Here is a 25,515-nt window from a genome sequence, read left to right on the forward strand (position 1 = left end):
AGCCGACTCCTCCAGTGACTGACACACCGCTATCGCAGGCAAGCCAGCTCCCACATTAGATCGACGTATGCCCTTAAAAGCTTTTTGACAGCGCGCCAATTCAACAGGTTAGAATCGCTGGCACGCGGACTGCATGGTCAGTTTGCGTCCCGTCCCTATTGCTCATGGAGTACTGCCTTTGAATGCGACGACCATCAACAGCCTGTTCTTGATCGGCGCGTTGCTGGTGGGTGCGAGCATTCTGGTCAGTTCTCTTTCGTCCCGCCTGGGGATTCCGATCCTGGTGATCATCCTGGCCGTGGGCATGGTCGCCGGCGTCGACGGCGGCGGCATCATTTTCGACAACTACCCGACCGCCTACCTGGTGGGCAACCTGGCACTGGCCGTGATCCTGCTCGATGGCGGCCTGCGCACGCGGGTGGCGAGTTTCCGCGTGGCCTTGTGGCCGGCGCTGTCGCTGGCCACGGTGGGGGTGCTGATCACCACCGGCCTCACCGGCATGGCCGCCGCCTGGCTGTTCGACCTCAATATCATTCAAGGCTTGCTGATCGGCGCCATCGTCGGCTCCACCGATGCCGCAGCGGTGTTCTCGCTACTGGGCGGCAAAGGCCTGAACGAACGGGTTACCGCCAGCCTGGAAATCGAGTCCGGCAGCAACGACCCGATGGCGGTGTTCCTCACCGTCACCCTGATCGACATGCTCGCCAGTGGCCAGACCGGCCTGCATTGGAGCCTGCTGACGCATCTGGTGCGTGAATTCGGCATCGGCGGCGTCGTCGGCCTGGGCGGCGGCTGGCTCATGCTGCAAATGGTCAACCGCATCAACCTGGCCACCGGCCTGTACCCGATCCTGGTGATCGCCGGTGGCCTGGTGGTGTTCGCCCTGACCAACGCCCTGCATGGCAGCGGCTTCCTCGCCGTGTACCTGTGCGGCCTGGTGATCGGCAACCGCCCGGTGCGCAGCCGTCATGGCATTTTGCATATGCTCGACGGCATGGCCTGGCTGGCCCAGATCGGCATGTTCCTGGTGCTGGGCCTGCTGGTCACGCCCCACGACCTGCTGCCCATCGCGTTGCCGGCCCTGGGCCTGGCGTTGTGGATGATCCTGTTCGCGCGGCCTTTGTCGGTGATCGTCGGCCTGCTGCCATTCAAGGCGTTCCACGGTCGCGAAAAAGCCTTTATCGCCTGGGTGGGCCTGCGCGGCGCGGTACCGATCATCCTCGCGGTGTTCCCGCTCATGGCCGGGCTGCCCCATGCGCAGCTGTACTTCAACCTGGCGTTCTTTATCGTGCTGGTCTCGCTGCTGGTGCAGGGCACGAGCCTGCCGTGGGTGGCCAAACTGCTGAAAGTCACCGTCCCGCCGGACCCGGCGCCGATCTCCCGCGCCGCCCTGGAAGTGCACGTCACCAGCGAGTGGGAGTTGTTCGTCTATCGCCTCGGCGCAGAAAAATGGTGCATCGGCGCCGCCCTGCGCGAGCTGAAAATGCCCGAAGGCACGCGGATCGCCGCACTGTTCCGTGGCCAGCAACTGCTCCATCCGTCGGGTAGTACGGTGCTGGAAGTCGGCGACCTGCTCTGCGTGATCGGCCATGAACACAACCTGCCGGCCCTGGGCAAACTGTTCAGCCAGGCGCCGCAACGCGGCCTCGACCTGCGCTTCTTCGGCGACTTCGTATTGGAAGGCGACGCCCAGCTGGGCGCGGTGTCCGCCCTGTACGGCCTGAAGCTGGAAGGCATCGACCCGGACATGCCGCTGAGCCGCTTCATTACCCAGAAAGTCGGCGGCGCACCGGTGGTGGGCGACCAGGTGGAGTGGAACAACACCATCTGGACGGTCGCGGTCATGGACGGGAACAAGATCGGCAAAGTGGGCGTCAGATTCCCCGAAGGAAGTCGCCCGGGCCCCGGACTCTTCCTCTAAACTGCGGAGCGACAGCACGCTCCCTTTTTCTCCATCTTGCTCGACCGGTCTCTATGCCAACCCTGCGCACTTTTCTCGCCACTGCCCTGCTGGGCCTGACCCTCTGTGTCGGCAGCGTGTACGCCGCCGACCCGCCCAGCGCCGACGCCATCCAGCAAAGCCTGGACAAGCTGCCCGACCGCAAGCTGCCCGACGCCGACATGAAGGCGCTGCAAACCATCCTGCAACAGACCCTGACTTACCTGGGCAACAAGCAGGATTACGACCAGCGGCTCATCGACCTCAAGCGCCAGCTAGAAGAGGCGCCACGCCAGACCAGCGACAACCAGCGCGAGCTGACCCGGCTCAAGGCCACCAAAATCATTCCCGTAGCCCAACGCTACGCCACCTTGCCGGTGCCGCAGCTTGAGCAACTGCTGGTCCAGCGCAGCACCCAGCAAGGTGATCTGCAAAAAGACCTGGCCGATGCCAACAGCCTGACCATCGCTGCGCAGACCCGCCCCGAGCGCGCCCAGACCGAAATCAGCAGCAGCCAGACACGCATCCAGCAGATCAACGCCACCCTCAAGCTGGGCAAGGACAACGGCAAGGCCCTCAGCGGCGACCAACGCAACCAGCTCAACGCTGAACTCGCGGCCCTGAACGCACTGATCCCCCTGCGTCGCCAGGAACTGGCCGGCAACAGCCAGTTGCAAGACCTGGGCAACAGCCAGCACGACCTGGTGGTGGAAAAAACCGCGCGCCTGGAACAGGAAATCCAGGACCTGCAAACCCTGATCAACCAGAAACGCCTGGCCCAATCCCAGGAGACGGTGACCCAGCAGTCCATCGAGGCCCAAAAGGCCGGTGGCAGCAGCCTGCTCGCCACCGAAAGCGCCGCCAACCTGAAACTGTCCGACTACCTGCTCAAAAGCACCGACCGGCTCAACGCTCTGACCCAGAAGAACCTGCAAACCAAGCAGCAGCTGGACACCGTGACCCAGAGCGATTCGGCACTGGACGAACAGATCAACGTGCTCAAGGGCAGCCTGCTGCTGTCCAAGATCCTCTACAAACAGAAGCAGGCCCTGCCGCGCCTCACGGTGGACCGCGACCTGGCGGACGACATCGCCAACATTCGCCTGTACCAGTTCGAGGTCAACCAGCAACGCGAACTGATCAGCTCACCCGGCACCTATGTGGATAACCTGCTGGCGAATCAGTCGCCGGAGGACGTCACCCCGCAATTGCGGCGCACCCTGCTGGAACTGGCGATCACCCGCAGCGATCTGCTCGAACGCCTGAGCCGCGAACTGAGTGCACTGCTCAATGAATCCATCACGCTGCAACTGAACCAGAAACAACTGCTCAGCACCGCGACCACCCTGCGCGCCACGCTGGACGAACAGATGTTCTGGATCCCCAGCAACAAGCCGCTGGACACCGAATGGCTGGAAACGGTGCCGTCGCACCTGAGCAAGCAAGTGGCCACCCTGCCCTGGGCCTCCAGCGTCAGCGAACTGTATGACGGCCTGACCCAGCGTCCGCTGTTGTTCCTGCCGTTGTTGCTGCTGATCGGCGCCCTGCTGTGGCGGCGCAAGCACCTGTATCAGCGCTTGAGCAAGGTCCACCTGGATATCGGCCACTTCAAGCGTGACAGCCAGTGGCACACGCCCCAGGCCATCCTGATCAATATCCTGCTGGCGATGCCGGTGGCCCTGGGCCTGGCGTTGTGCGGCTACGCGTTGCAGATCGACGCCCGCGGGCAAAACGCCAACCTGGGTGCCGCACTGCTGCAGATCGCCCAGGCGTGGCTGGTGTTCTACACCGCTTACCGCATCCTCGCGCCGGGCGGTGTGGCCGAGCTGCACTTCCGTTGGGAAAAACCCCAGGTCGAATTCCTCCAGGGCTGGGTGCGCAAACTCGGCCTGGTGGTGTTGGCCCTGGTAGCCGTGGTGGCCATCGCCGAACACCAGCCGGCGGCGCTCGCCGACGATGTACTGGGCATCGGCGTGGTGTTGCTGTGCTACGCGTTGATGGCCTGGCTGCTGGGCCGCTTGCTGCTGAACAGCCCGACCCACGAAAAAGCCTCGCTGTTCCGCAAGGCCGTGGGCTTGCTGTTTACCGCCCTGCCCATCGCGCTGTTCGTGGCCGTGTGCTTCGGCTACTACTACACCGCGCTCAAGCTCAGCGACCGGCTGATCAATACCCTGTACCTGCTGATGTTCTGGCTGGTGATCGAAGCCACCTTCGTCCGCGGCCTGGGCGTTGCCGCACGACGCCTGGCCTATGCCCGCGCCCTGGCCAAACGCCAGGCTGCCAAGGAAGCCGGGGAAGGCGAAGCCGTCATCGAAGAGCCAACCCTGGACATCGAACAGGTCAACGAACAATCCATGCGCCTGATCCGCCTGGCCCTGCTCGGCGGCTTTATCGCCGCGCTGTATTGGGTGTGGGCAGACCTGATCTCGGTGTTCTCATACCTGGACAACGTCACCCTCTACGAATACACCAGCGGCACCGGGGCCAATATCAGCATGGTGCCGATCAGCATCGGCGACTTGCTGGGTGCGCTGATCATCATCGGTATCACCTTTGCCCTGGCACGCAACCTGCCCGGTTTGCTGGAGGTGCTGGTGCTGTCCAAGCTGGACCTGGCCCAGGGCAGTGCATACGCGACGACCACGCTGCTGTCCTACGTGATCGCCGGCGTGGGCTTCGTGTCGACGCTGTCGACCCTCGGCGTGAGCTGGGACAAGTTGCAATGGCTGGTGGCGGCACTGTCGGTGGGCCTGGGTTTCGGTATGCAGGAGATCTTCGCCAACTTCATCTCCGGCATCATGATCCTGTTCGAACGCCCGGTGCGCATCGGCGACACCATCACCATCGGCAACCTGTCGGGCACGGTGAGCAAGATCCGCATCCGTGCCACCACGATCACCGACTTTGACCGCAAGGACATCATTGTTCCGAACAAGACGTTCATCACCGGGCAATTGATCAACTGGTCGCTGACCGACACCATCACCCGCGTCACCCTCAAACTCGGCGTGGACTACGGCTCCGACCTGGACCGCGTGAAGGAATTGCTGCTCAAGGCCGCCCGCGACAACCCTCGGGTGCTCAAGGAACCGGAGCCCCACGTGTACTTCCTGAACTTCGGCGAAAGCACCCTCGACCACGAACTGCGCATGCACGTGCGCGACCTGGGCGACCGCAACCCGGTCATCGACGAGGTGAACCGCTTTATCAACCGCGAGTTCAAGAAAGAACACATCAACATCTCTTTCCGCCAGATGGAGGTCTACCTCAAGAACCTCCATGGCCAGGAATACAAACTGGTGGAAGTCGACGCACCGAACAAGCCCGCCAACGATGGCGGCGTGCAAGAACCACCGCCCACCAAGCTCGACTAACCGCGCTATCCCCAGCAGAATGCTCGGACATTCTGCTGGAGATGGCCGGTGAAAGCCCTCGACGAACTCACCTTCGACAACCGCTTCGCACGCCTGGGCGACGCGTTTTCGACCCACGTATTGCCTGAACCCCTCGACAACCCCCGCCTGGTGGTGGCGAGTGATGCCGCCATGGCCTTGCTCGACCTGGACCCTACCGTGGCCGAAACCCCGGTATTTGCCGAACTGTTTGGCGGCCACAAACTGTGGGCCGAGGCGGAACCCCGGGCGATGGTGTATTCAGGACATCAGTTCGGCGGCTACACCCCGCAACTGGGTGATGGTCGCGGGTTGCTGTTGGGTGAGGTGTACAACGCGGCCGGCGAGCACTGGGACTTGCACCTCAAAGGTGCCGGCATGACGCCTTACTCGCGCATGGGCGATGGTCGCGCGGTGCTGCGCTCGTCGATCCGCGAGTTTCTGGCCTCCGAGGCGCTGCATGCGCTGGGCATCCCCAGCAGCCGCGCGCTGTGCGTAATCGGCTCCGACACCCCGGTGTGGCGCGAGAAACAGGAACGCGGCGCGATGGTACTGCGCATGGCACCCAGTCATATCCGCTTCGGCCACTTCGAATACTTCTACTACACCCAGAAATCCGAACAGCAAGCGCAACTGGCCGAACACGTACTGAACCTGCACTACCCCGAGTGCCGCGAACAGCCCGAACCGTACCTGGCGATGTTCCGCGAAATCGTCGAGCGCAATGCCGAACTGATCGCCAAATGGCAGGCTTATGGCTTCTGCCACGGCGTGATGAACACCGACAACATGTCGATCCTGGGTATCACCTTCGACTTCGGTCCGTTCGCGTTCCTGGATGACTTTGACGCGCACTTCATTTGCAACCACTCGGACCATGAAGGGCGCTATTCCTTCAGCAATCAGGTGCCGATCGGGCAGTGGAACCTCAGCGCATTGGCGCAAGCACTGACGCCGTTCATCAGCGTCGATGCCTTGAAAGAAGCGCTTGGGCTGTACCTGCCGCTGTACCAGGCCAACTATCTGGACCTGATGCGCCGCCGCCTGGGGCTCACCACCGCCGAAGACGCTGACCAACAGTTGGTCGAGCATTTGTTGAAACTGATGCAGAACAGCGGCGTGGATTACACCCTGTTCTTCCGCCGCCTGGGAGATGAATCGGCGGCGTTGGCCGTGGCGCGTTTACGTGATGACTTTGTCGACCTGGCCGGGTTCGATGCCTGGGCCGAGCGGTACAAGGCGCGTGTTGCACGGGATGGGGACGACAGCCAAGAGCAACGCCGGGCGCGGATGCATGGGGTGAACCCGCTCTACATCCTGCGCAACTACCTGGCGCAAAACGCCATCGCTGCTGCCGAATCTGGGGATTACAGCGAAGTAAGACGCCTGCATGAAGTGCTGAGCAAACCGTTTGAGGAACAACCGGGGATGGAACAGTACGCGCAGCGACCGCCGGATTGGGGCAAGCATTTGGAGATTAGTTGTTCCTCGTAAGCCTGTACTGAGCGGGCTTGATAAGTAGCAGCGCTGGCTCCAAATAAAGTCCATTGGCCACATCCAAGGAGCCTCACCATGTCCGACCCACTTGTCATCCCCTGCCCACATTGCAACGGCCTCAACCGCATCCCCGGCGAACGCCTGGGCGATGCGCCCAAATGCGGGCGCTGCAAACAGCCCGTGTTGCTGAACAAGCCGTTTGAGCTGAAGCAAGGCGACTACGCCAGCCAGATCAAGGGAGATTTGCCGTTGCTGGTGGATGTATGGGCCGACTGGTGTGGGCCATGCAAATCGTTTGCGCCGGTGTTCGAGCAGGCGGCCGGGCAGTTGGAAGGCAAGTGCCGGCTGGCCAAGCTAGACAGCGAGGCCAATCAACAGTTGTCGGCGCAGTTGGGGATTCGCTCGATTCCCAGTTTGATTCTGTTCAAGAACGGCCGCGAAGTGGCGCGCCAGAGCGGGGCGTTTCCGTTACCGCAGTTGATGGCCTGGTTACGCAGCCAGGGAGTCTAACCACAATCAAATGTGGGAGCTGGCTTGCCTGCGATGCAGGCGACCCGGTCTGCCTGATACACCGAGGCGATGCCATCGCAGCGGTGCGAAGATTCGACAAGCCAGCTCCCACACTGATCGCATTTCAAACTCAGGTCCGCGCTGCCTGTCAGATCACGCGTTTTCCAGCAGGTTATGCAACTCCACAAACTGCTGCGTCAGCTTGTGCCGTGGGTCGAGATGGATCAGCGGCCTGCTCTCCTGGTGCGACTCACGCATACGCACGGAACTGGCCAGGTACACCGGCAGTACCGGCAACCCTTCTGCAATCAGCTCATCAAGCATCTGCTGGGGCAGGCTCGCCCGGGCCTGGAACTGGTTGACCACAATGCCTTCCACTTCAAGTCCTTCGTTGTGGTCTTCTTTCAACTCTTCGATTTCCGCCAGCAGGCCATACAGCGCCTGGCGCGAAAAACTGTCGCAGTCGAAGGGAATCAGCACGCGATCAGCGGCAATCAGCGCCGAAACCGCATAAAAATTCAACGCCGGCGGCGTATCCAGGTAAATCCGGTCGTAATCCTCACTCAGATCATCCAGCAGCTTTCTCAGCTTGTTGATCTTGTGCTTGGCCTCGAGCTTGGGTTGCAGGTCGGCCAACTCCGGGGTCGCGGTGATGACGTGCAGGTTGTCGAACGGTGTTTCGTAGATATCCACCTTGTTCTTCTTGGAAAACGGCCCGGAAGACAGGGTTTGCTTGAAAAAATCCGCGATCCCCATGGGAATATCGTCACCGGTCAACCCGGTGAGGTACTGGGTTGAGTTGGCTTGTGCATCGAGGTCCACCAACAGGGTTCGATAGCCTTCGCTGGCGCTGACCGCCGCCAGGTTGCAGGCAATGCTGGACTTGCCAACACCGCCTTTCTGATTGAACACCACACGCCGCATGGAAAAACCTCCGTGTATCAATGAATGTCCGAGTGTAGAGGGCAAAAGCGCCTGTTAGCTACCTCGTTCATCCATGCACGCCTGCATCAACGGCAGTGGGCGACCCGACTGTCATACGCAACCGACATCTGAAGAGGAAGGGTCCGACAATCCAGTCAGCGGTCTGGTAAAGGACAATCTGTAATTCTTTCCGACCAATTTGTAATCATCCGTGAACAATTCTTTACCAAAGTTTGCTAGAACCCCGCAGCACCGGGATAATGCGCGCCACTCGGCTCTTGCTCTCTGTCCCGGTAAACCGGGCCAACGGCCGCACATGGAAGCCCGCAGGGGCGGGATAACTTCTCAGTGATCACTTTCAACATCGCCCAATGGCGCGCATGGGCGCCTGGCCTGGACAGCGCGGACGACTGGCACGCCTGGTGCCGGGACCCGGTGTTGCTGCCCGCAAGCGATTCGGCCCCCGACGTGTCGTTCCTGCCGGCCATGCAGCGCCGCCGCCTGAGCCGCCTGGCACGCATGGCGTTCAGCGTCGGCTGGCCATTGGCCGAGGGCCTGCAGAATCTGCCGCTGGTGTTCATCTCCCGGCACGGCGAAACCCCGCGTACCCTCGACATCCTCAGCGACCTGGCCAATGACCAGCCGCTGTCGCCGACCCAATTCAGCCTGTCGGTACACAACGCCGTGATTGGGCTGTGGTCGATCCTGCGCAATGAAACCAGCGAAATGACCGCCCTCGCCGCCGCTGGAGACGGTCTGGAGCACGGCATGCTCGAAGCCGCCGCGCTGCTCAACGAAGGCGCCCCGGCGGTATTGCTGGTGATCACCGAAGAACAACCGCCTGAAGCCTACAGCCGCTGGATCAGCGATGTGCCTTTCCCCTATGCCCTCGGCCTGCTGCTGACCCCGGGCGACGAGTGGCAGCTGGAACTGCGCACCGGCACTGTCCAACCCACGAAAACCCAGTGGCCACACGCCCTGGACCTGCTGCGCACCCTGCTCACTGAACAGGTCGCCTGCCAACATGCCTGGAAGAACCGCGTATGGAACTGGCAACGCAAGCCGTGACCGATAAACCACGGGACGCCTATTACTGGCGCCTGTTCGCCACCGCCGCCAGCTTCTTCCTGTTTGGCGTCGGCGGGCTGTGCCTGCGTCTGCTGGTGTTTCCGCTGCTCAGTTGCCTGCCGGGCGGTGTGGAAAAACATCGGCGCCGTGCCCGCCATACCGTCAGCAAGCTGTTCTGGTTCTTCATCCGGTTGATGCAGCGTGCTGGCGTGCTCACCTACAGCGTCGAAGGTGCCGAGAAACTGGGGCGCCCCGGCCAGATGATCATTGCCAACCACCCATCGCTGATCGACGTGGTGTTTCTGATCGGCCTGGTGCGCCAGGCCAACTGCGTGGTCAAGCAGAGCCTCTGGAAAAACCCCTGCACGCGAGGCCCGGTGCGGGATGCCGGCTATATCAGCAACGACGGCAGCGCCGACATGCTGGATGCCGCCGCCGATGCGCTGCTGGCCGGCCAGACCCTGATCATCTTTCCCGAAGGCACCCGCACCACACCCGGCGCGGCGCCTGCCTTTCATCGCGGGGGCGCCGCCATCGCACTGCGCGGTGCGACAATCATCACCCCTGTGGTGATCAAGGTCAGCCCCACCACCCTGACCAAGGCCGAACCCTGGTACCGCATCCCCAAATGCCGCGTGCACTTCAGTTTGCGGGTAGGTGCCGATATAGAACCACACGCGTTCAGTGCGCTCGGGCCCGCGCCCCAGGCGTCACGCAAGCTCAACGATTACCTGCATCACTATTTCATTAAGGAGCTCGCCGAAGATGAGCGACCAACACCGCCTTGAGCACGATATAAAGGCCCTGATCATCGAGGCCCTGGGCCTGGAAGACATCAGCGTCGACGACATTGGCAGCGATCAGATCCTGTTCGGCGAAGGCCTGGGCCTGGACTCGGTCGACGCCCTGGAACTGGGCCTGGCCATCCAGAAAAAGTACGGCATCAAGATCGACGCCGACGCCAAGGACACCCGCAATCACTTCACCAACGTGGCCAGCCTCGCGGCGTTCGTCACGGCCAGACAGGCAGCTTGAGACCGGACCATGCAAACTCGTGACGATATTTTCAACACCCTGCGCGATGCTCTGGTGGAACTGTTCGAACTGGACCCTGCACGCGTCACCCTTGACGCCAACCTGTACCAGGACCTGGAAATCGACAGCATCGATGCCGTGGACCTGATCGACCATATCAAGCGCCAGACCGGTAAGAAGATCGCCACCGAAGAATTCAAGGCCGTACGCACCGTGAACGATGTGGTTGAGGCGGTATACCGCCTGGTGCAACCGGCCGCATGAGCCGGCTGATCGGCCTTGGCCTGTTGCTGGCGGGGCTGCTGTACCCCTTTGCGGTGTATTACGGCACTGAGCACTTCGCCCCCTGGCAATTCGGCCTGCTGCTCGGCGGCCTGTGGCTGTTGCGCGCACTGACGGGCGCGCGCCGCCCCGGCAGCCGCTGGATGGCAGTCGCGGTGATCCTGTTCTGCCTGCTGTTGGCCTGGTTCGATGACCCGCACCTGTTGCGCTGGTACCCGAGCCTGGTCAACGGCTTCATGCTCGCGCTGTTCGGCCTGAGCCTGAAATACGGCCCGCCCATGGTGGAACGCCTGGCCCGCATGACCGACCCGGTGCTGCCGGCCCACGCCATTGTGTATACGCGCCAGGTCACCGTGGTGTGGAGTGTGTTTTTTCTGTGCAATGGCCTGCTCGCCACCGCCCTCACCCTTTGGGCGCCGCTGAGCTGGTGGACGTTGTACAACGGCCTGATCGCCTACGGGCTGATGGGGCTGTTGTTTGCCGTGGAATGGCTGGTACGACAAAGGGTTCGAGGCCGCGTATGAATGGGTTGAAACTTGAGCACGTGCTGCTTGAGCCGCTGGAGCAGCGTCCGGTCACCACCGAACCTGCGATGAATCACGCCCAGTTGTGGGCGCAATCCCTGAGCCTGGCGGCAGGCCTGCAAGCGCGCGGCATCCGGCGCCTGGCCGTGTACCTGGAAGACGCCGGCCTGCTGGCGATTGCCCTGCTGGGTGCCTGGCGCGCGGGCGTCAGCGTACTGCTGCCCGCCGACCTGCAACCCCAGACCCGCCAGCGCTGGAGCGATGCCGTCGACGCCTGGCTGGTTGCGCCCGACGATCTCGACGCGCTGTATCAAGCTCCGTTGAGCGCCGCTGCGCTGGACCTGGACACCTGCCAACTGAGCCTGTGCACTTCCGGCTCCAGCGGCGAGCCCAAGCGTATCGACAAGACCCTGCGCCAGCTGGCCAATGAAGTGCAGGCCCTGGAAGCCTTGTGGGGTTCGGACCTCAAGGACGCCTGCATCATTGGCAGCGTCGCCACCCAGCACATCTACGGCTTGCTGTTCCGGGTGCTGTGGCCGCTGTGCGCTGGCCGTACTTTCGTGCGCAGGCAACTGGCGTTCCCCGAAGACCTGCAGCGCGCCAGCCGCGAGCACCAACAGTTCGCCTGGGTGGCAAGCCCGGCACTGCTCAAGCGCATGGGCGACAACCTCGACTGGCCGGCCCTGAGCCGAGTGGCGCGGGTGTTCTCCTCAGGCGGCGCCTTGCCTATCGAAGCGGCGGGCGAGCTTTACGACCGCTTGCAGCAATGGCCGACGGAAATCCTCGGCAGTTCGGAAACCGGCGGCATCGCCTGGCGCCAGGGTGCGCAACCCTGGCAGCCTTTCGCCGATGTGAAACTGAGCCAGGATGCCGACGGCGCCCTGCGCATCGCATCGCCCTACCTGCCTGCCGGGCATATCGAACAGACCGCCGACGCTGCGCGCATCCATGCCGATGGCCGTTTCGAGCTGCTGGGGCGTCTGGACCGCATCGTCAAGCTGGAAGAAAAACGCATCTCCCTGCCCATGCTCGAACAGGCGCTGATGAGCCACCCGTGGGTCGCCGAAACCCGCCTGGGCGTGGTGCGGGAAAACCGCGCGTCCCTCGGCGCGCTGGTGGTACTCAGCGCCGATGGCTTGCACGCCTTGCGCAATCAGGGCCGGCGCAGCGTCACCCACACCCTGCGCGAGCATTTGAGCCAGCATTGTGAAGCCCTGGCCCTGCCCCGTCGCTGGCGCCTGCTGCGCCAGTTACCCCTGAACAGCCAAGGCAAATTGCCCCAGGCCGACATCGAAACGCTGCTGCTGGCGCCGCGCCCCAAGGCGCCAGAGGTGCTGGAGCAAGTCGAAGCCGACGGCGAATGGACCCTGCAACTGAGCGTCCCGCCGGATCTGGCCCATTTCAGCGGACACTTCCCGGTGACCCCGGTGCTGCCGGGCGTGGTGCAAGTGGAATGGGCGTTCAACCTGGGCCAGCAACTGCTCGACCTGCCGCCGACCTTTGCCGGGATGGAAGTGCTCAAGTTCCAGCAGCTGGTGCGCCCGGGCGATGCGATCGAACTGCACCTGCGCTTTGATCAGGAGCGCGGCAAGTTGTACTTCGCCTATCGCAACGGTGTCGCGGCGTGTTCCAGCGGGCGGATTTTGCTGGAGACCGTCGATGCATAACCCCTGCGCCCTCATCCCGGTCTACAACCACGAAGCCGCCGTGCCCGCCGTGGTCCACAGCCTGCTGAACAGTGGCCTGCCCTGCCTGCTGGTCGACGACGGCAGCAGCCCGGCCTGCGCGGCAGTATTGGCACAGCTGGCCACGCTGGAGAACGTCACCCTGCTGACCCTGCCGAGCAACCAAGGCAAAGGCGGTGCGGTAATGGCCGGTTTCCGCGAGGCCGCGCGCCTGGGCTTCAGCCACGCCCTGCAAGTCGACGCCGACGGCCAACACGACCTGCGCGAAGTCGAGACCTTTCTCGACAGCTCGCGCCGTCACCCCAACGCCATTGTCTGCGGCTACCCCGAATATGACGACAGCGTGCCCAAAGGCCGCCTGTACGCGCGCTACCTGACCCACGTGTGGGTGTGGATCAACACCTTGTCCCTGCAAATCCGCGACTCCATGTGCGGCTTTCGCGTGTACCCGCTGGCGCCGGTGCTGGCACTGATGGACGCGGCCTACATCGGCACGCGCATGGACTTCGACTCCGACATCCTGGTACGCCTGGCCTGGCGCAACCAGCCGATGCGCTGGTTGCCGACCCAAGTGCATTACCCTGCCGATGGCCTGTCGCACTTCCGGCTGTTTCGCGACAACGTGCGCATCTCGGCGATGCACACCCGGCTGTTCTTCGGCATGCTGGTGCGCGCGCCGATGATCCTGTGGCGACGGTGGCAAGCATGAGCGACAGCGGCAAACACTGGGCAGACCGCGAGGAGCGCGGCAGCTACTGGCTGATGAAGCTCACCGCCTTCGCCGCCAAAGTGCTGGGCCGTCGCCTGCTCAGCCCATTGCTGTACGGCATCGTGCTGTATTTTTTCCTGTTTGGCCGCACCGCGCGCCAGAGCGCCTGGCAGTACCAGCAGCGCCTGGCCGACTGGAGTGGCCGCGACGAACTGCGCCCCAACCACCGCAAGGTCTTCGGCCAGTTCATAGCCTTCGCCGACTCCTTGCTCGACAAGCTCGACGTGTGGAACGGCAAACTGCGCATCGAACAAATCGAGATCGACGACCCCGCGCAATTGCGCGGGCAACTGCGTGGCGAGCGCGGGCAGATGCTGGTGGGCGCACATTTGGGCAACCTGGAAGTGTGCCGCGCACTCGCCGAAATCGGCGAACAAGTCACGATGAACGTGCTGGTGCATACCAAGCACGCCGAGCAATTCAACCGTCTGCTGGGCGAAGCGGGTGCCACCCATTTGCGCTTGATCCAAGTAAGCGAACTGGACCCGGCCACCATGCTGTTGCTCAGCCAACGCCTGGACGACGGCGAATGGCTGGCGATTGCCGGCGACCGCGTGCCGCTGCACGGTGGGCGCACGGTGCGCGTGGATTTCCTCGGTCATGACGCCGCTTTCCCCCAAGGCCCGTGGCTGCTGGCCGGCCTGCTTAAATGCCCGGTCAACCTGCTGATGTGCCTCAAACACCAAAACCGCTATCGCCTGACCATCGAACCGTTCACGCAACGGATCGAATGGAAACGCACCAGCCGCGAGCAGGTCATAGCCCTGTGGACCGCGCGCTATGCCGCACGCCTGGGCCAGTTCTGCCTGGAAGCGCCCCAACAATGGTTCAACTTTTACCCTTTCTGGAAGACCGATGACGACGCATCTTGAGCCAGTCACCTTTGGCGAACGCCCCCTGCGCATCGAAGACGTACTGGCCCTGGCCAACCGTCAGGCGCCCACCCGCTTGCAGGACGATGCCGCGTATCGCCAACGTATCGCCAAGGGTGCGCAGTTTCTGGATTCGCTGCTGGACAAGGAAGGCGTGATCTACGGCGTGACCACCGGCTACGGCGACTCCTGCGTAGTGGCGGTGCCGTTGCAGCACGTCGAGGCGTTGCCGCGTCACCTGTACACCTTCCACGGTTGCGGGCTGGGCAAACTGCTCGATGCCCAGGCCACCCGTGCGGTACTGGCGGCGCGTTTGCAGTCGCTGTGCCATGGCGTGTCCGGGGTGCGTGTGGAATTGCTGGAGCGCCTGCATGCCTTCCTGGAACACGACGTGCTGCCACTGATCCCGGAAGAAGGTTCGGTGGGCGCGAGCGGCGACCTGACACCGCTGTCCTATGTGGCCGCAACCCTGTCCGGCGAGCGTGAAGTAATGTTCCGTGGCGAACGCCGCCAGGCCGCCGACGTGCACCGCGAGCTGGGCTGGGACCCGCTGGTGTTGCGCCCCAAGGAAGCCCTGGCGCTGATGAACGGCACCGCCGTGATGACCGGCCTCGCGTGCCTGGCCTTCGCCCGCGCCGACTACCTGTTGCAACTGGCCACGCGCATCACCGCGCTGAACGTGGTGGCGCTGCAAGGCAACCCGGAACACTTCGACGAGCGCCTGTTCGCCGCCAAGCCGCACCCCGGGCAGATGCAAGTGGCCGCCTGGCTGCGCAAGGACCTGGCCATCGACGCGCCGACCGCGCCGCTGCATCGCTTGCAGGACCGTTACTCGCTGCGCTGCGCGCCCCATGTGCTCGGCGTGCTGGCCGACAGCCTGGGCTGGTTGCGCGGTTTCATCGAGACCGAACTGAACAGCGCCAACGACAACCCGATCATCGACGCCGAAGAAGAACGCGTGCTGCACGGCGGTCATTTCTACGGCGGCCACATTGCTTTCGCCATGGACAGCCTCAAGACCCTGGTGGCCAACGTCGCCGACCTGCTCGACCGTCAACTCGCGCTGCTGGTGGACGTGCGCTACAACCACGGCCTGCCGAGCAACCTGTCGGGCGCGCCAGCCGACCGCGCCATGATCAATCACGGCTTCAAGGCCGTGCAGATCGGCGCCAGCGCCTGGACCGCCGAGGCGCTGAAAAACACCATGCCGGCCAGTGTGTTCTCGCGCTCCACCGAGTGCCATAACCAGGACAAGGTGAGCATGGGCACCATCGCCGCCCGCGATGCGATCCGCGTGCTGGAACTCACCGAGCAGGTCGCCGCCGCCACGCTGCTCGCCGCCAACCAGGGCGTGTGGCTACGCGCCCAGGCCGACGATGCACGCCCCTTGCCACCGGCCCTGGCCGCCATGCATGAGCAACTGGCCAAGGACTTCCCGCCGGTGATCGAAGACCGCGCCCTGGAAGGCGAGCTGCGCCTGTGCCTGCAACGTATTGCCGAGCAACACTGGAGGCTGCATGCGTAGCCCTGGCGTACTGCATTGCGACACCAAGATCCTGGTGCCGTTTTTCGACGTCGACACTATGAACGTGGTGTGGCACGGGCACTATGTGAAGTACCTGGAAGTGGCGCGCTGTGCGCTGCTGGACAAGCTCGGCCACAACTACACGCACATGCTCGAATCGGGCTACGCCTGGCCGGTGATCGACCTGCAACTGCGCTACGTGCGCGGTGCCGTGTTCGGCCAGACGATCAACGTGCGTGCGAGCCTGGTGGAATGGGAGAACCGCTTGAAGGTCAATTACCTGATTACCGACCTGGCCAGCGGCGAGCGCCTGACCCGCGCCAGCACCGTGCAGGTGGCGGTGGAAATCGCCAGCCGCGAGATGCAGTTGGCATCGCCCAAAGTATTCACCGACACCGTAGAGAGAGCCTTGAAATGAGATCCCCTGTGGGAGCGGCGGTGCGACGACTCGACTTGCCCGCGATGGACGTCAACGATAACGCGAGCCGCCTGACACTGCGCGGCGCCCTCAGGTTCATCGCGGGCAAGCCCGCTCCCACATTTTTGATCGGGTTGTTCTTGAGCTTTAGCGCTCATGCTTTTGACTTGCAGCAGCTCAGCGACCAACTCGCCAAACCCTCCGTGATCCACGGCAACTTCATCCAGGAAAAACACCTGCGCGCCCTGCCCCAGCCCCTGGTCAGCAAAGGCACCTTCGTGCTCGCCAAAGACCACGGCCTGTTGTGGCTGCTCAAGACGCCCTTGCAACAGGACTACCGCATCAGCGCCCAGGGCATTGCCCGTCGCGATGCCAACGGCTGGCAACTGCTGCCGAACAAAAGCGCCGGCGCCGAACAGAATCGTCTGTTCCTCGCCGTGCTGCAGGGTGACAGCAGCGGTTTGCAGCGCGACTTCGAATTGCAACTGCAAGGCGAGCCCAAGCAGTGGACGCTCACGCTGATCCCGCGCTCGCTGTTGCTCAAGCAGGTCTTCACCCGGATCAATATCGACGGCGGCGAACTGGTGCAGACCATCGAACTGCTGGAAACCCAGGGCGACAGCACCGTGTTGCGTATGCAAGACAGCACCGCCGGCCAGCCCTTGAGTGATGCGGAGCAGCACGACTTTGCCCAGTGAACGCCTGTTGCCGCGCCTGTTCCTGATCCTGCTGGTGGCCGTGCTGGCCCTGGCCGGCTGGCAGTGGCGCCAGGGCGCGCCGTTGTCGGCCAACCTGATGGAGCTGGTGCCGGGCAACACGCCGGACGCCCTGGAACAACAGGCCGAGCAGCGCATGCAGGAACCCCTGAACCGCGAAATGCTGGTGCTGGTGGGGCATGCCGATCGCCAGCAAGCGCTGGCCGTGGCGCAGCAACTGGGTGAGCGCTGGCAAGCCAGCGGGCTGTTTGAAAAGGTGCAGTGGAACCTGCAAGCCGACTTGCCGGCACTGCGCGAACAACTGCTGCGCGGTCGCCTGGCGATGCTCTCGGCCAAGGATCGCGAACAACTGATCGAACACCCCGATGCGTTTATCCAGCAGCGGGTGCAAGCCCTGTTCGACCCCTTCACCGGCTTCAGCCTGGTGCCGAGCCAGGACGACTGGCTGGGCCTCACCGGACGCATCCAGAACAGCCAGCCGCAGCACGGCTCGGTGCAACTGGACATTGGCAGCGGTGCATTGATCGCCGATGCCGACGGTAAAAGCTGGGTGCTGCTGCGCGCGCGTACTACCGGCAATGCGTTCGACATGAAGCTGCCGCTGCAAGTGGCGGATCTGCTCCAGGCCAGCCGCGAACACGCAGCAGGACAAGGCGCGCAACTGCTGGCCGCCAGTGGCTTGCTCTACGCCGCCAACGGGCAACAGCAGGCCACGCGGGAAATCACCTGGGTCGGCGGCGGCGCGACCGTCGGCATCCTGTTGCTGCTATTGCTGGCCTTCCGGCGCTGGCGGGTATTGCTGGCGTTCGTGCCGGTGCTGGTGGGCATGCTGTTTGGCGCGGTGGCCTGTGTGGCGCTGTTTGGCCACATGCATGTGATGACGCTGGTGCTGGGCTCCAGCCTGATTGGCGTAGCGGTGGACTACCCGCTGCACTACCTGTCGAAGAGCTGGAGCCTGAAGCCGTGGCGCAGTTGGCCGGCGCTGCGCCTGACACTGCCGGGGCTGAGCCTGAGCCTGGCCACCAGTTGCATTGGCTACCTCGCACTGGCCTGGACGCCGTTCCCGGCCCTGACGCAAATCGCGGTGTTCTCCGCCGCCGGCCTGGTTGGCGCCTACCTGTCGGCGGTGTGCCTGTTACCGGCACTGCTCAAAGGCGTGGAACTGCGCCCGGCGCAATGGCCGCTGCGCATCGCCGAGGTCCTGTGGCTCGCGCGCAGCGCCTTGCTCAAGCGCGTGCCGAGCCCAGTGCTGCTGGCGCTGGTGCTGCTGTTTTGCGCCGGTGGCCTGTGGCACCTCGACAGCAAGAACGATATCCGCCAATGGATCGGCGCACCGCCGCAGTTGCTGCAAGAAGCGCAGGCCGTGGCGCGCATCACCGGATTCCAGCCCACCAGCCAGTTTTTCCTGGTACGTGCGCAAAACCAGCAACAGTTGCTGGAGCGCCAGGCCGCACTGGGCCAACGTCTGGATCAACTGGTGAGCATGGACAAGCTCCAAGGCTATCTGGCGCTCAATCAACTGGTCAGCCCGCCCGCCGAACAGCAACGGCTGCGCGATGCGCTGAACAGACTGCCGCAACACTGGCAACCGCTACTGGACCTTGGCGTGCCCGTCAGCGCCCTGCAAACCGAAGTGGCGCAACTGCAAGCACTGCCCGCCCAAGACATCGACGCTGCGTTGGCAGGCCCGCTGGCCGAGCCCTGGCGCACATTGTGGCTGGGCCAGGTGGATGGCGGCGTCGCGGCCATGGTCAGTTTGCAAGGCTTGAACAACCCGGCGTTATTGCGGGTGCAGGCGGTGGATTTGCCCGGCGTGCAACTGGTGGATCGCCTGGGCGATCTGAACCGGGTGTTTGCCGATACGCAGGTCAGCGCCGCTGAACTGAAGTTGATGTCGTGCGTGCTGATCGTGCTGCTGCTGATACTGCCCTTCGGTTTTGGCGGTGCCCTGCGCATCGTTGCGCTGCCCTTGCTGGCAGCGCTGTGCAGCCTGGCCAGCCTTGGCTGGCTCGGCCAGCCACTGACCCTGTTCAGCCTGTTCGGTCTGCTGCTGGTCACCGCCATCAGCGTGGATTACGCGATCCTCATGCGCGAGCAGATCGGCGGCCCGGCGGTGAGCCTGCTGGGCACTCTACTTGCCGCCGTGACCACCTGGTTGTCGTTCGGCCTGCTGGCGATCTCCAGCACGCCGGCGGTGAGCAATTTCGGCCTGTCGGTCAGCCTTGGCCTGGCGTTCAGCTTTATGCTGGCGCCCTGGGCCGGTCAGCAGAAGCACGCCTCATGATGATTAACGCCAACGCGGCAAGGAGCCCATGTGCCAACAGTTGAAATGGAACGCCGCCAAGTGGTGGTGATCGGCGCCGGGCCGTCCGGTGCCATCGCCGCCGCGCTGCTCAAGCGCAACGGGCACGATGTGCTGGTCATCGAACGCCAGCACTTCCCGCGCTTCTCGATCGGCGAAAGCCTGCTGTCCCACTGCATCGACTTCATCGAAGAAGCCGGCATGCTCGAGGCCGTGCAAGCCGCAGGTTTCCAGCTGAAGACCGGTGCGGCGTTCGCCTGGGGCGAGCGCTACAGTGCGTTCGATTTCAGCGATACGTTCAGCCACGGCAAGCCGACCACCTTCCAGGTGCAGCGCGGTGAATTCGACAAGTTGCTGGCGGACCAGGCCGCCTTGCAGGGCGTGGAAATCCGCTACGGCGAAACCCTCGTCGGTGTGGACTTCAAGGACGAGTGCCGCTACCTGCACGTGCGTCGCGAGAACGGCAGCGAGTACCACCTCAAAGCCAGGTTCGTGCTCGACGCCAGCGGCTATGGCCGCGTGCTGCCGCGCCTGCTGGACCTGGATATACCGTCTGATTTCCCCGTGCGCCAGGCGGTGTTCACCCATATTGAAGACCGCATCGAACACCCGGGCTTCGACCGCACCAAAATCCTCGTCACCACCCACCCGACGAAGCGCGATATCTGGTTCTGGACCATCCCGTTCAGCAACGGTCGCTGCTCGGTGGGCGTGGTCGCGGCCAAGGCGCACTTCGACGGGCGGGACAGCGACCTCGACGCCTGCCTGCGCGGCTTCATCGACGAAACCCCGAGCCTGTCCGGCGTGCTGCAAAACGCTGTGTGGGACACCCCCGCGCGGACCATCGGCGGCTACGCGGCCAACGTCAAAACCCTGCATGGCCCGGGCTTTGCGCTGCTGGGCAACGCCGCGGAATTTCTCGACCCGGTGTTTTCTTCCGGCGTGACCATCGCCATGCGCTCGGCCAGCATGGCCGCCGGGCTGCTGCACCGTCAGTTGCAGGGTGAAACCGTGGACTGGCAGACCGAATTTGCCGAGCCCTTGAAACGCGGGGTCGACACTTTCCGTTGCTACGTCGAAGGCTGGTACGCCGGTACGTTCCAGGATGTGATTTTCCACCCGGGCAGTTCACCGGAGATTCGCCGGATGATCAGCTCGATTCTCGCCGGTTACGCGTGGGACGAACGCAACCCGTTTGTCAGCGAGCCGAAGCGACGGCTACGGATGCTGTCTGAAATTTGTGCAGGGGATGCCGCATGAGCACTCACTATCTGAGTAAAAACTACGTCGAAGAAACCCGTTTCGGCTTCTGGTTCCTGCGTAGCCATACCTGGCAGCACCATGTCTTGCGCGTCGCGATCAACGACCTGCGCGGCCTGTTCAGCGAGCCATTGCCACAGGCTCCGGTGCTGCTGGACGCCGGTTGCGGCCAGGGCAAGTCTTTCAAGCTGTTGCAGCAGGTGTTCGCGCCCGAACGCTTGATCGGTCTGGACGCCGACCCCCACAGCCTGACCCTGAGCCGCGCGGAAGCCGAACGCCAGGGCCTGGCCGTCGAGCTGATCGGCAGCGACTGCGCCACCCTGCAAATGCCCGACGAAAGCGTCGACATCCTGTTCTGCCACCAGACTTTTCATCACTTGGTGGAACAGCATCGCGCCCTGAAAGAGTTCTACCGGGTGCTCAAGCCCGGCGGCTATCTGCTGTTCGCCGAATCCACCGAGGCGTACATCGATACCTGGGTGATCCGCTGGCTGTTCCGTCACCCCATGCACGTGCAGAAAAGCGCCGAGGAATATCTGGACATGCTCCGCGAGCAGGGTTTTGAGTTCGGCCCGCAGAACGTTTCGTATCCGTACCTGTGGTGGAGCCGTTCCAGCGATTTCGGTCTGCTGGAGCGCTGGGGCCTGCGCAATCCGCCGCCGGTGGGCCAACGCGAAGAGACCCTGGTCAACTGCGTGGCACGCAAACCCCTGGAGGCTGCTACACCATGATCCGTTTGCTGTTGATGGCGTGCGTGTTACTGCTGGGCGCTTGCGTCAGCCAGCCGCCGCTGCCCGAAAAAACCCCGGCGCTGGCGTTGCCCATGCAGTTGCATGTGCAGCGCCTGGCCGAGGGTCAGCGCCAGGACTGGTTATTGGTGATCCAGCGTGAAGGCAGCGGCATCCGCTGGTCGATGATGGACCCGCTGGGCATCCCCCAGGCGCGGCAGAAACTGATCGACGGCCAATGGCAGGCCGACGGCCTGTTGCCGCCCAACCCTCAGGCGCGGGCGCTGTTCGCCGCCCTGCTGTTTGCCCTGACCTCGTCGGATGACGTGCGCGCGCTCTACCCCAGCGCCCAGGCGATGGACCTGACGCGCACCCTGCCCGGCCACTGGCAGATCGTGTACCAGTCTTCCGAGGTGTTCACCGTGAACATGAGCGTTCAGCCGCCCTTGAGCTATCGCATCACACCGCTGGGAGCGGGCCAATGACGGCCTACCTCAACGCCCTCGGTGTCATTTGTGCACTGGGCCGGGGCCAGGCCGAAGTCAGCCGCAATTTGTTTGCCGGCGACTGTTCCGGCATGCGCGCCGAAGGCGGCTGGGTGCCGGAGCGCGTGTTGCCGGTGGCCGGCGTGCACAGTGAACTGGCGCCCCTGCCGGCACACCTGAGCCAGCACCACAGCCGCAACAACCAGTTGCTGCTGGATGCCGCGTTGCAGATCGAGGACGAGATCCGTCAGGCGATCCACACCCATGGCGCCGCGCGGGTGGCTATCGTGCTGGGCACCAGCACGTCGGGCATCGACGAGGCCAGCCAAGGCATCGCTCACTACCTGCGGGACCAGCACTTCCCCGCCGACTACGACTACCAGCAACAGGAACTCAGCGCCCCGGCGACCTTCCTCGCCGACTGGTTGCAGGTAAGCGGCCCGGCCTATGTGATTTCCACTGCGTGCACCTCCAGCGCCCGCGCACTGATGAGTGCCCAGCGCCTGTTGAACCTGGGACTGTGCGACGCGGTGATCTGCGGTGGGGTCGACAGCCTGTGCAAATTGACGCTCAACGGCTTCGTCTCGCTGGAGGCCGTGTCGAGCGAACGGTGCAACCCATTTTCGGTGAACCGCAACGGCATCAACATCGGTGAAGCGGCGGTGCTGTTCCTGATGACCCGCGAACCTGCGCCCATCGCCCTGCTCGGCAGCGGCGCCAGCTGCGACGCCCACCATATTTCTGCGCCCGAGCCCACCGGCAAGGGCGCGCTGCAAGCCATGCGCAAGGCACTGGTCAGCGCAAAACGACAGCCCGAGCAGATCGGTTACCTGAACCTGCACGGCACCGCCACGGTGCATAACGACGCCATGGAAAGCCTGGCCGTCGCCAGCCTGTTTCCCAAAGGTGTGGCCTGTTCGTCGACCAAACCCATGAGCGGCCACACCCTGGGCGCCGCCGGCGCGCTGGAAGCGGCGTTCTGCTGGTTGAGCCTGGTACACGACCGCGTGCCGCCCCATGTGTGGGACGCTCAAACCGACCCGGAGCTACCCGTTCTGCGCTGGGCGCAAACGGGAGAGGTCCTGGAACAACGCTGCCTGATGAGCAACTCGTTTGCCTTCGGCGGCAACAACGTCAGCCTGATTATCGGAGAGGCCCCATGATCGATTGGCCACTCGCCGAACTGCTGCCCCATGCTGGCGACATGATCCTGATCGATCAGGTGCTGTCGTTCGATGAGGAGCAGATTCACACCCGCGTCACCGTCAAGCCCGGTGGCTTGTTCAACCACCCGGATGGCAGCCTGCCGGCCTGGGTCGGCATCGAGCTGATGGCGCAGAGCGTGGCCGCCTACGCGGGTTGTCACGCACGCCGCAACGGTGAAGCCGTGGCGCTGGGTTTTCTGCTGGGCACTCGCAAGTTCGCGTGCAACGTGGCGCATTTTCCGGCAGGTGCCGAACTGAGCATCCACGGCATGCGCTCTCTGGAAGACGACAACGGCATGGGTGTGTTCGAATGCCACCTGACCGGTGATGGCATTTTGGCCAGCGCCCGCTTGAATGTATTTCGACCGCCCCAGGCGGCCAATTATTTAGATGAATCGAAGGACGTAACGCCATGACTGAATCCGTACTGGTCACCGGCTCCAGCCGTGGCATCGGTCGCGCCATTGCCCTGCGCCTGGCCCAGGCCGGCCATGACATCGTGCTGCATTGCCGCAGCGGTCGCGCCGAAGCCGACGCGGTGCGGGCCGAGGTCGAGGCCCTGGGCCGCCAGGCGCGGGTACTGCAATTCGATGTGGCGGATCGTGCTGCGTGCAAGGCAATCCTTGAGGCTGACGTGGAGCAGCACGGCGCCTACTACGGCGTGGTGCTCAATGCCGGCCTGACCCGTGACGGCGCCTTCCCGGCCTTGTCGGAGGACGACTGGGACGACGTATTGCGCACCAATCTCGACGGCTTCTACAACGTGCTGCACCCGGTGATGATGCCGATGATTCGGCGCCGCACCGCCGGGCGCATCGTGTGCATCACCTCGGTTTCCGGCCTGATCGGCAACCGTGGCCAGGTCAACTACAGCGCCTCGAAAGCCGGCCTGATCGGCGCCGCCAAGGCCCTGGCCATCGAGCTGGGCAAGCGCAAGATCACCGTCAACTGTGTCGCCCCCGGTTTGATCGACACCGCGATGCTGGACGAAAACGTGCCGGTGGAAGAACTGATGAAGATGATCCCGGCACAGCGCATGGGCACCCCGGAAGAGGTGGCGGGCGCGGTGAATTTCCTGATGTCGGCGGAAGCCGGCTACATCACCCGCCAGGTCCTGGCCGTGAATGGGGGCCTGTGCTGATGAAGCGCGTCGTCGTCACCGGCATGGCCGGCATGACTTCCCTGGGCAGCGACTGGGACACCATCGCCGCCAACTTCCGCGCCAACCGCAGCGGCATTCGGCGCATGGACGAGTGGGATCGCTTCAGCGAATTGAACACACGCCTGGCCGGGCCCATCGATGACTTCGTGGTGCCCGCCCACTGGACACGCAAGCAACTGCGCAGCATGGGCCGTGTGTCGCGCCTGGCGGTGTGGGCAGCGGAACGCGCGTTGCAAGACGCCGGTTTGCTTGGCGATGAGTCGATCAAGGACGGGCGCATGGGCGTGGCGTGCGGCTCGTCCACCGGTAGCACCGACGAGATCAAGGCGTTCGGCAACATGCTGCTGAACTCGGTGGCCGAAGGGCTCAATGCCAACTCCTATGTGCGCATGATGCCCCATACCACGGCGGCGAATATCAGCATCTTCTTTGGCCTCACAGGGCGGCTGATCCCCACGTCCAGCGCCTGCACCAGTGGCAGCCAGGGCATCGGCTACGCCTATGAAGCGATCAAGTTCGGGCGCCTGCCGTTGATGCTCGCCGGCGGCGCTGAAGAACTGTGCCCCACCGAAGCCATGGTGTTCGATGCGCTCTACGCCACCAGCCTGAAGAACGATGCGCCCCAGAGCAGCCCACGCCCGTACGACAGCGGTCGCGATGGCCTGGTGATCGGCGAAGGCGGTGGCATGCTGGTACTGGAAGAACTGGAACATGCCCTGGCGCGAGGTGCGCATATTCATGCCGAAATCGTCGGGTTTGGCAGCAATGCCGACGGCCAGCACACCACCCGCCCGGAACAACAAACCATGCGCCGCGCGATGGAACTGGCCCTGGAAGACGCGGGGCTGGCACCGGCGGCCATCGGCTACGTCAACGGGCACGGCACCGCCACCGACCAGGGCGATATCGCCGAAACCCTGGCCACCAGCAGCCTGTTCGGCAGTCGCATGCCCATCAGCTCGCAGAAAAGCTTTCTTGGACACACCCTGGGCGCGTGCGGCGCGCTGGAATCGTGGTTCAGCATCGAGATGATGAACCGCGACCAGTACGTGCACACCTTCAACCTGGACAGCGTTGACCCGCAATGCGGCGAGCTGGATTACCTGCAGGGTGAGTTCCGCGAGATGCACCACGACTACGTGATGAACAACAACTTTGCGTTTGGCGGCGTCAACACGTCGCTGATCTTTCGCCGCTGGCCCTGAATTTCAATCGAC

General features: G+C 63.6%; 24 protein-coding genes. 23 read left to right on the plus strand and 1 reads right to left on the minus strand.

Going from position 1 to position 25,515, the window contains the following annotated elements; genetic code table 11:
• Positions 1–178: 178 nt before the first annotated feature.
• From ACW9IN_RS19870 to trxC, 4 genes are all read left to right on the plus strand, one after another.
• Positions 179–1,921, plus strand: coding sequence for a potassium/proton antiporter (locus ACW9IN_RS19870; RefSeq protein WP_457367469.1), 1,743 nt, complete (start codon positions 179–181; stop codon positions 1,919–1,921).
• A gap of 53 nt (positions 1,922–1,974) precedes the next feature.
• Complete coding sequence (mscK, locus tag ACW9IN_RS19875; RefSeq protein ID WP_457367470.1) at positions 1,975–5,313, plus strand: mechanosensitive channel MscK; 3,339 nt, start codon at positions 1,975–1,977, stop codon at positions 5,311–5,313.
• 48 nt (positions 5,314–5,361) lie between these two features.
• Positions 5,362–6,825 (plus strand): protein adenylyltransferase SelO, encoded by a 1,464-nt coding sequence (selO, locus tag ACW9IN_RS19880; RefSeq protein WP_457367471.1) that lies wholly within the window; start codon positions 5,362–5,364, stop codon positions 6,823–6,825.
• A gap of 78 nt (positions 6,826–6,903) precedes the next feature.
• Positions 6,904–7,338, plus strand: coding sequence for a thioredoxin TrxC (gene trxC / locus ACW9IN_RS19885; RefSeq protein ID WP_457367472.1), 435 nt, complete (start codon positions 6,904–6,906; stop codon positions 7,336–7,338).
• A gap of 153 nt (positions 7,339–7,491) precedes the next feature.
• Here the strand turns inward: trxC and ACW9IN_RS19890 are convergent, their stop codons facing one another.
• On the minus strand, positions 7,492–8,262 hold the full coding sequence (locus ACW9IN_RS19890; RefSeq protein ID WP_457367473.1) for a ParA family protein: 771 nt from the start codon (positions 8,260–8,262) through the stop codon (positions 7,492–7,494).
• A 348-nt stretch (positions 8,263–8,610) separates the two neighbouring features.
• Between ACW9IN_RS19890 and ACW9IN_RS19895 the strand changes: the two genes are divergently transcribed.
• Genes ACW9IN_RS19895 through ACW9IN_RS19985 form a run of 19 tightly spaced genes read left to right on the plus strand, consistent with a single transcriptional unit; the run spans position 8,611 to position 25,503 of the window.
• On the plus strand, positions 8,611–9,330 hold the full coding sequence (locus ACW9IN_RS19895; protein ID WP_457367474.1) for a beta-ketoacyl synthase chain length factor: 720 nt from the start codon (positions 8,611–8,613) through the stop codon (positions 9,328–9,330).
• The gene (locus tag ACW9IN_RS19900; RefSeq protein WP_457367475.1) at positions 9,306–10,118 is read left to right on the plus strand and encodes a lysophospholipid acyltransferase family protein; all 813 of its coding nucleotides are present in this window, start codon (positions 9,306–9,308) and stop codon (positions 10,116–10,118) included. Before ACW9IN_RS19895 ends, ACW9IN_RS19900 begins: the two co-directional genes overlap by 25 nt.
• Positions 10,096–10,365 (plus strand): phosphopantetheine-binding protein, encoded by a 270-nt coding sequence (locus tag ACW9IN_RS19905; RefSeq protein ID WP_457367476.1) that lies wholly within the window; start codon positions 10,096–10,098, stop codon positions 10,363–10,365. The genes ACW9IN_RS19900 and ACW9IN_RS19905 overlap by 23 nt, the downstream gene beginning before the upstream one ends.
• A gap of 9 nt (positions 10,366–10,374) precedes the next feature.
• Entirely contained in the window at positions 10,375–10,629 is a 255-nt protein-coding gene (locus ACW9IN_RS19910) for an acyl carrier protein (RefSeq protein ID WP_457367477.1), read from the plus strand.
• On the plus strand, positions 10,626–11,171 hold the full coding sequence (locus ACW9IN_RS19915) for a hypothetical protein (protein ID WP_457367478.1): 546 nt from the start codon (positions 10,626–10,628) through the stop codon (positions 11,169–11,171). The genes ACW9IN_RS19910 and ACW9IN_RS19915 overlap by 4 nt, the downstream gene beginning before the upstream one ends.
• Positions 11,168–12,838, plus strand: a complete 1,671-nt coding sequence (locus ACW9IN_RS19920; RefSeq protein WP_457367479.1) for an ApeI family dehydratase — start codon at positions 11,168–11,170, stop codon at positions 12,836–12,838. The genes ACW9IN_RS19915 and ACW9IN_RS19920 overlap by 4 nt, the downstream gene beginning before the upstream one ends.
• Positions 12,831–13,565: a glycosyltransferase family 2 protein gene (locus ACW9IN_RS19925; protein WP_457367480.1), complete on the plus strand. Its 735-nt coding sequence runs from the start codon at positions 12,831–12,833 to the stop codon at positions 13,563–13,565. Before ACW9IN_RS19920 ends, ACW9IN_RS19925 begins: the two co-directional genes overlap by 8 nt.
• Positions 13,562–14,497: an LpxL/LpxP family acyltransferase gene (locus tag ACW9IN_RS19930; RefSeq protein WP_457367481.1), complete on the plus strand. Its 936-nt coding sequence runs from the start codon at positions 13,562–13,564 to the stop codon at positions 14,495–14,497. Before ACW9IN_RS19925 ends, ACW9IN_RS19930 begins: the two co-directional genes overlap by 4 nt.
• On the plus strand, positions 14,481–16,022 hold the full coding sequence (locus ACW9IN_RS19935) for an HAL/PAL/TAL family ammonia-lyase (protein WP_457367482.1): 1,542 nt from the start codon (positions 14,481–14,483) through the stop codon (positions 16,020–16,022). Before ACW9IN_RS19930 ends, ACW9IN_RS19935 begins: the two co-directional genes overlap by 17 nt.
• A complete protein-coding gene (locus tag ACW9IN_RS19940; protein ID WP_457367483.1) occupies positions 16,015–16,440 on the plus strand; it encodes an acyl-CoA thioesterase in 426 nt (141 codons plus the stop codon). Before ACW9IN_RS19935 ends, ACW9IN_RS19940 begins: the two co-directional genes overlap by 8 nt.
• A 44-nt stretch (positions 16,441–16,484) precedes the next feature.
• Positions 16,485–17,138, plus strand: coding sequence for an outer membrane lipoprotein carrier protein LolA (locus tag ACW9IN_RS19945; protein ID WP_457367526.1), 654 nt, complete (start codon positions 16,485–16,487; stop codon positions 17,136–17,138).
• Positions 17,128–19,440 carry an MMPL family transporter gene (locus ACW9IN_RS19950; protein ID WP_457367484.1) on the plus strand — a complete coding sequence of 771 codons (2,313 nt, stop codon included), beginning with the start codon at positions 17,128–17,130 and terminating at the stop codon, positions 19,438–19,440. The genes ACW9IN_RS19945 and ACW9IN_RS19950 overlap by 11 nt, the downstream gene beginning before the upstream one ends.
• Before the next feature lie 30 nt (positions 19,441–19,470).
• Positions 19,471–20,718, plus strand: coding sequence for an NAD(P)/FAD-dependent oxidoreductase (locus tag ACW9IN_RS19955; RefSeq protein ID WP_457367485.1), 1,248 nt, complete (start codon positions 19,471–19,473; stop codon positions 20,716–20,718).
• Positions 20,715–21,449 carry a class I SAM-dependent methyltransferase gene (locus ACW9IN_RS19960; RefSeq protein ID WP_457367486.1) on the plus strand — a complete coding sequence of 245 codons (735 nt, stop codon included), beginning with the start codon at positions 20,715–20,717 and terminating at the stop codon, positions 21,447–21,449. The genes ACW9IN_RS19955 and ACW9IN_RS19960 overlap by 4 nt, the downstream gene beginning before the upstream one ends.
• Positions 21,446–21,931, plus strand: coding sequence for a hypothetical protein (locus ACW9IN_RS19965; protein ID WP_457367487.1), 486 nt, complete (start codon positions 21,446–21,448; stop codon positions 21,929–21,931). Before ACW9IN_RS19960 ends, ACW9IN_RS19965 begins: the two co-directional genes overlap by 4 nt.
• Entirely contained in the window at positions 21,928–23,094 is a 1,167-nt protein-coding gene (locus ACW9IN_RS19970; RefSeq protein WP_457367488.1) for a beta-ketoacyl-[acyl-carrier-protein] synthase family protein, read from the plus strand. Before ACW9IN_RS19965 ends, ACW9IN_RS19970 begins: the two co-directional genes overlap by 4 nt.
• The gene (locus tag ACW9IN_RS19975; RefSeq protein WP_457367489.1) at positions 23,091–23,552 is read left to right on the plus strand and encodes a hotdog family protein; all 462 of its coding nucleotides are present in this window, start codon (positions 23,091–23,093) and stop codon (positions 23,550–23,552) included. The genes ACW9IN_RS19970 and ACW9IN_RS19975 overlap by 4 nt, the downstream gene beginning before the upstream one ends.
• Entirely contained in the window at positions 23,549–24,277 is a 729-nt protein-coding gene (gene fabG, locus ACW9IN_RS19980; protein WP_457367490.1) for a 3-oxoacyl-ACP reductase FabG, read from the plus strand. Before ACW9IN_RS19975 ends, fabG begins: the two co-directional genes overlap by 4 nt.
• Positions 24,277–25,503 (plus strand): beta-ketoacyl-ACP synthase, encoded by a 1,227-nt coding sequence (locus ACW9IN_RS19985; protein WP_457367491.1) that lies wholly within the window; start codon positions 24,277–24,279, stop codon positions 25,501–25,503. Before fabG ends, ACW9IN_RS19985 begins: the two co-directional genes overlap by 1 nt.
• The last annotated feature ends 12 nt before the right edge of the window (positions 25,504–25,515 follow it).

This window comes from Pseudomonas sp. SDO5271_S396, from assembly GCF_054071795.1.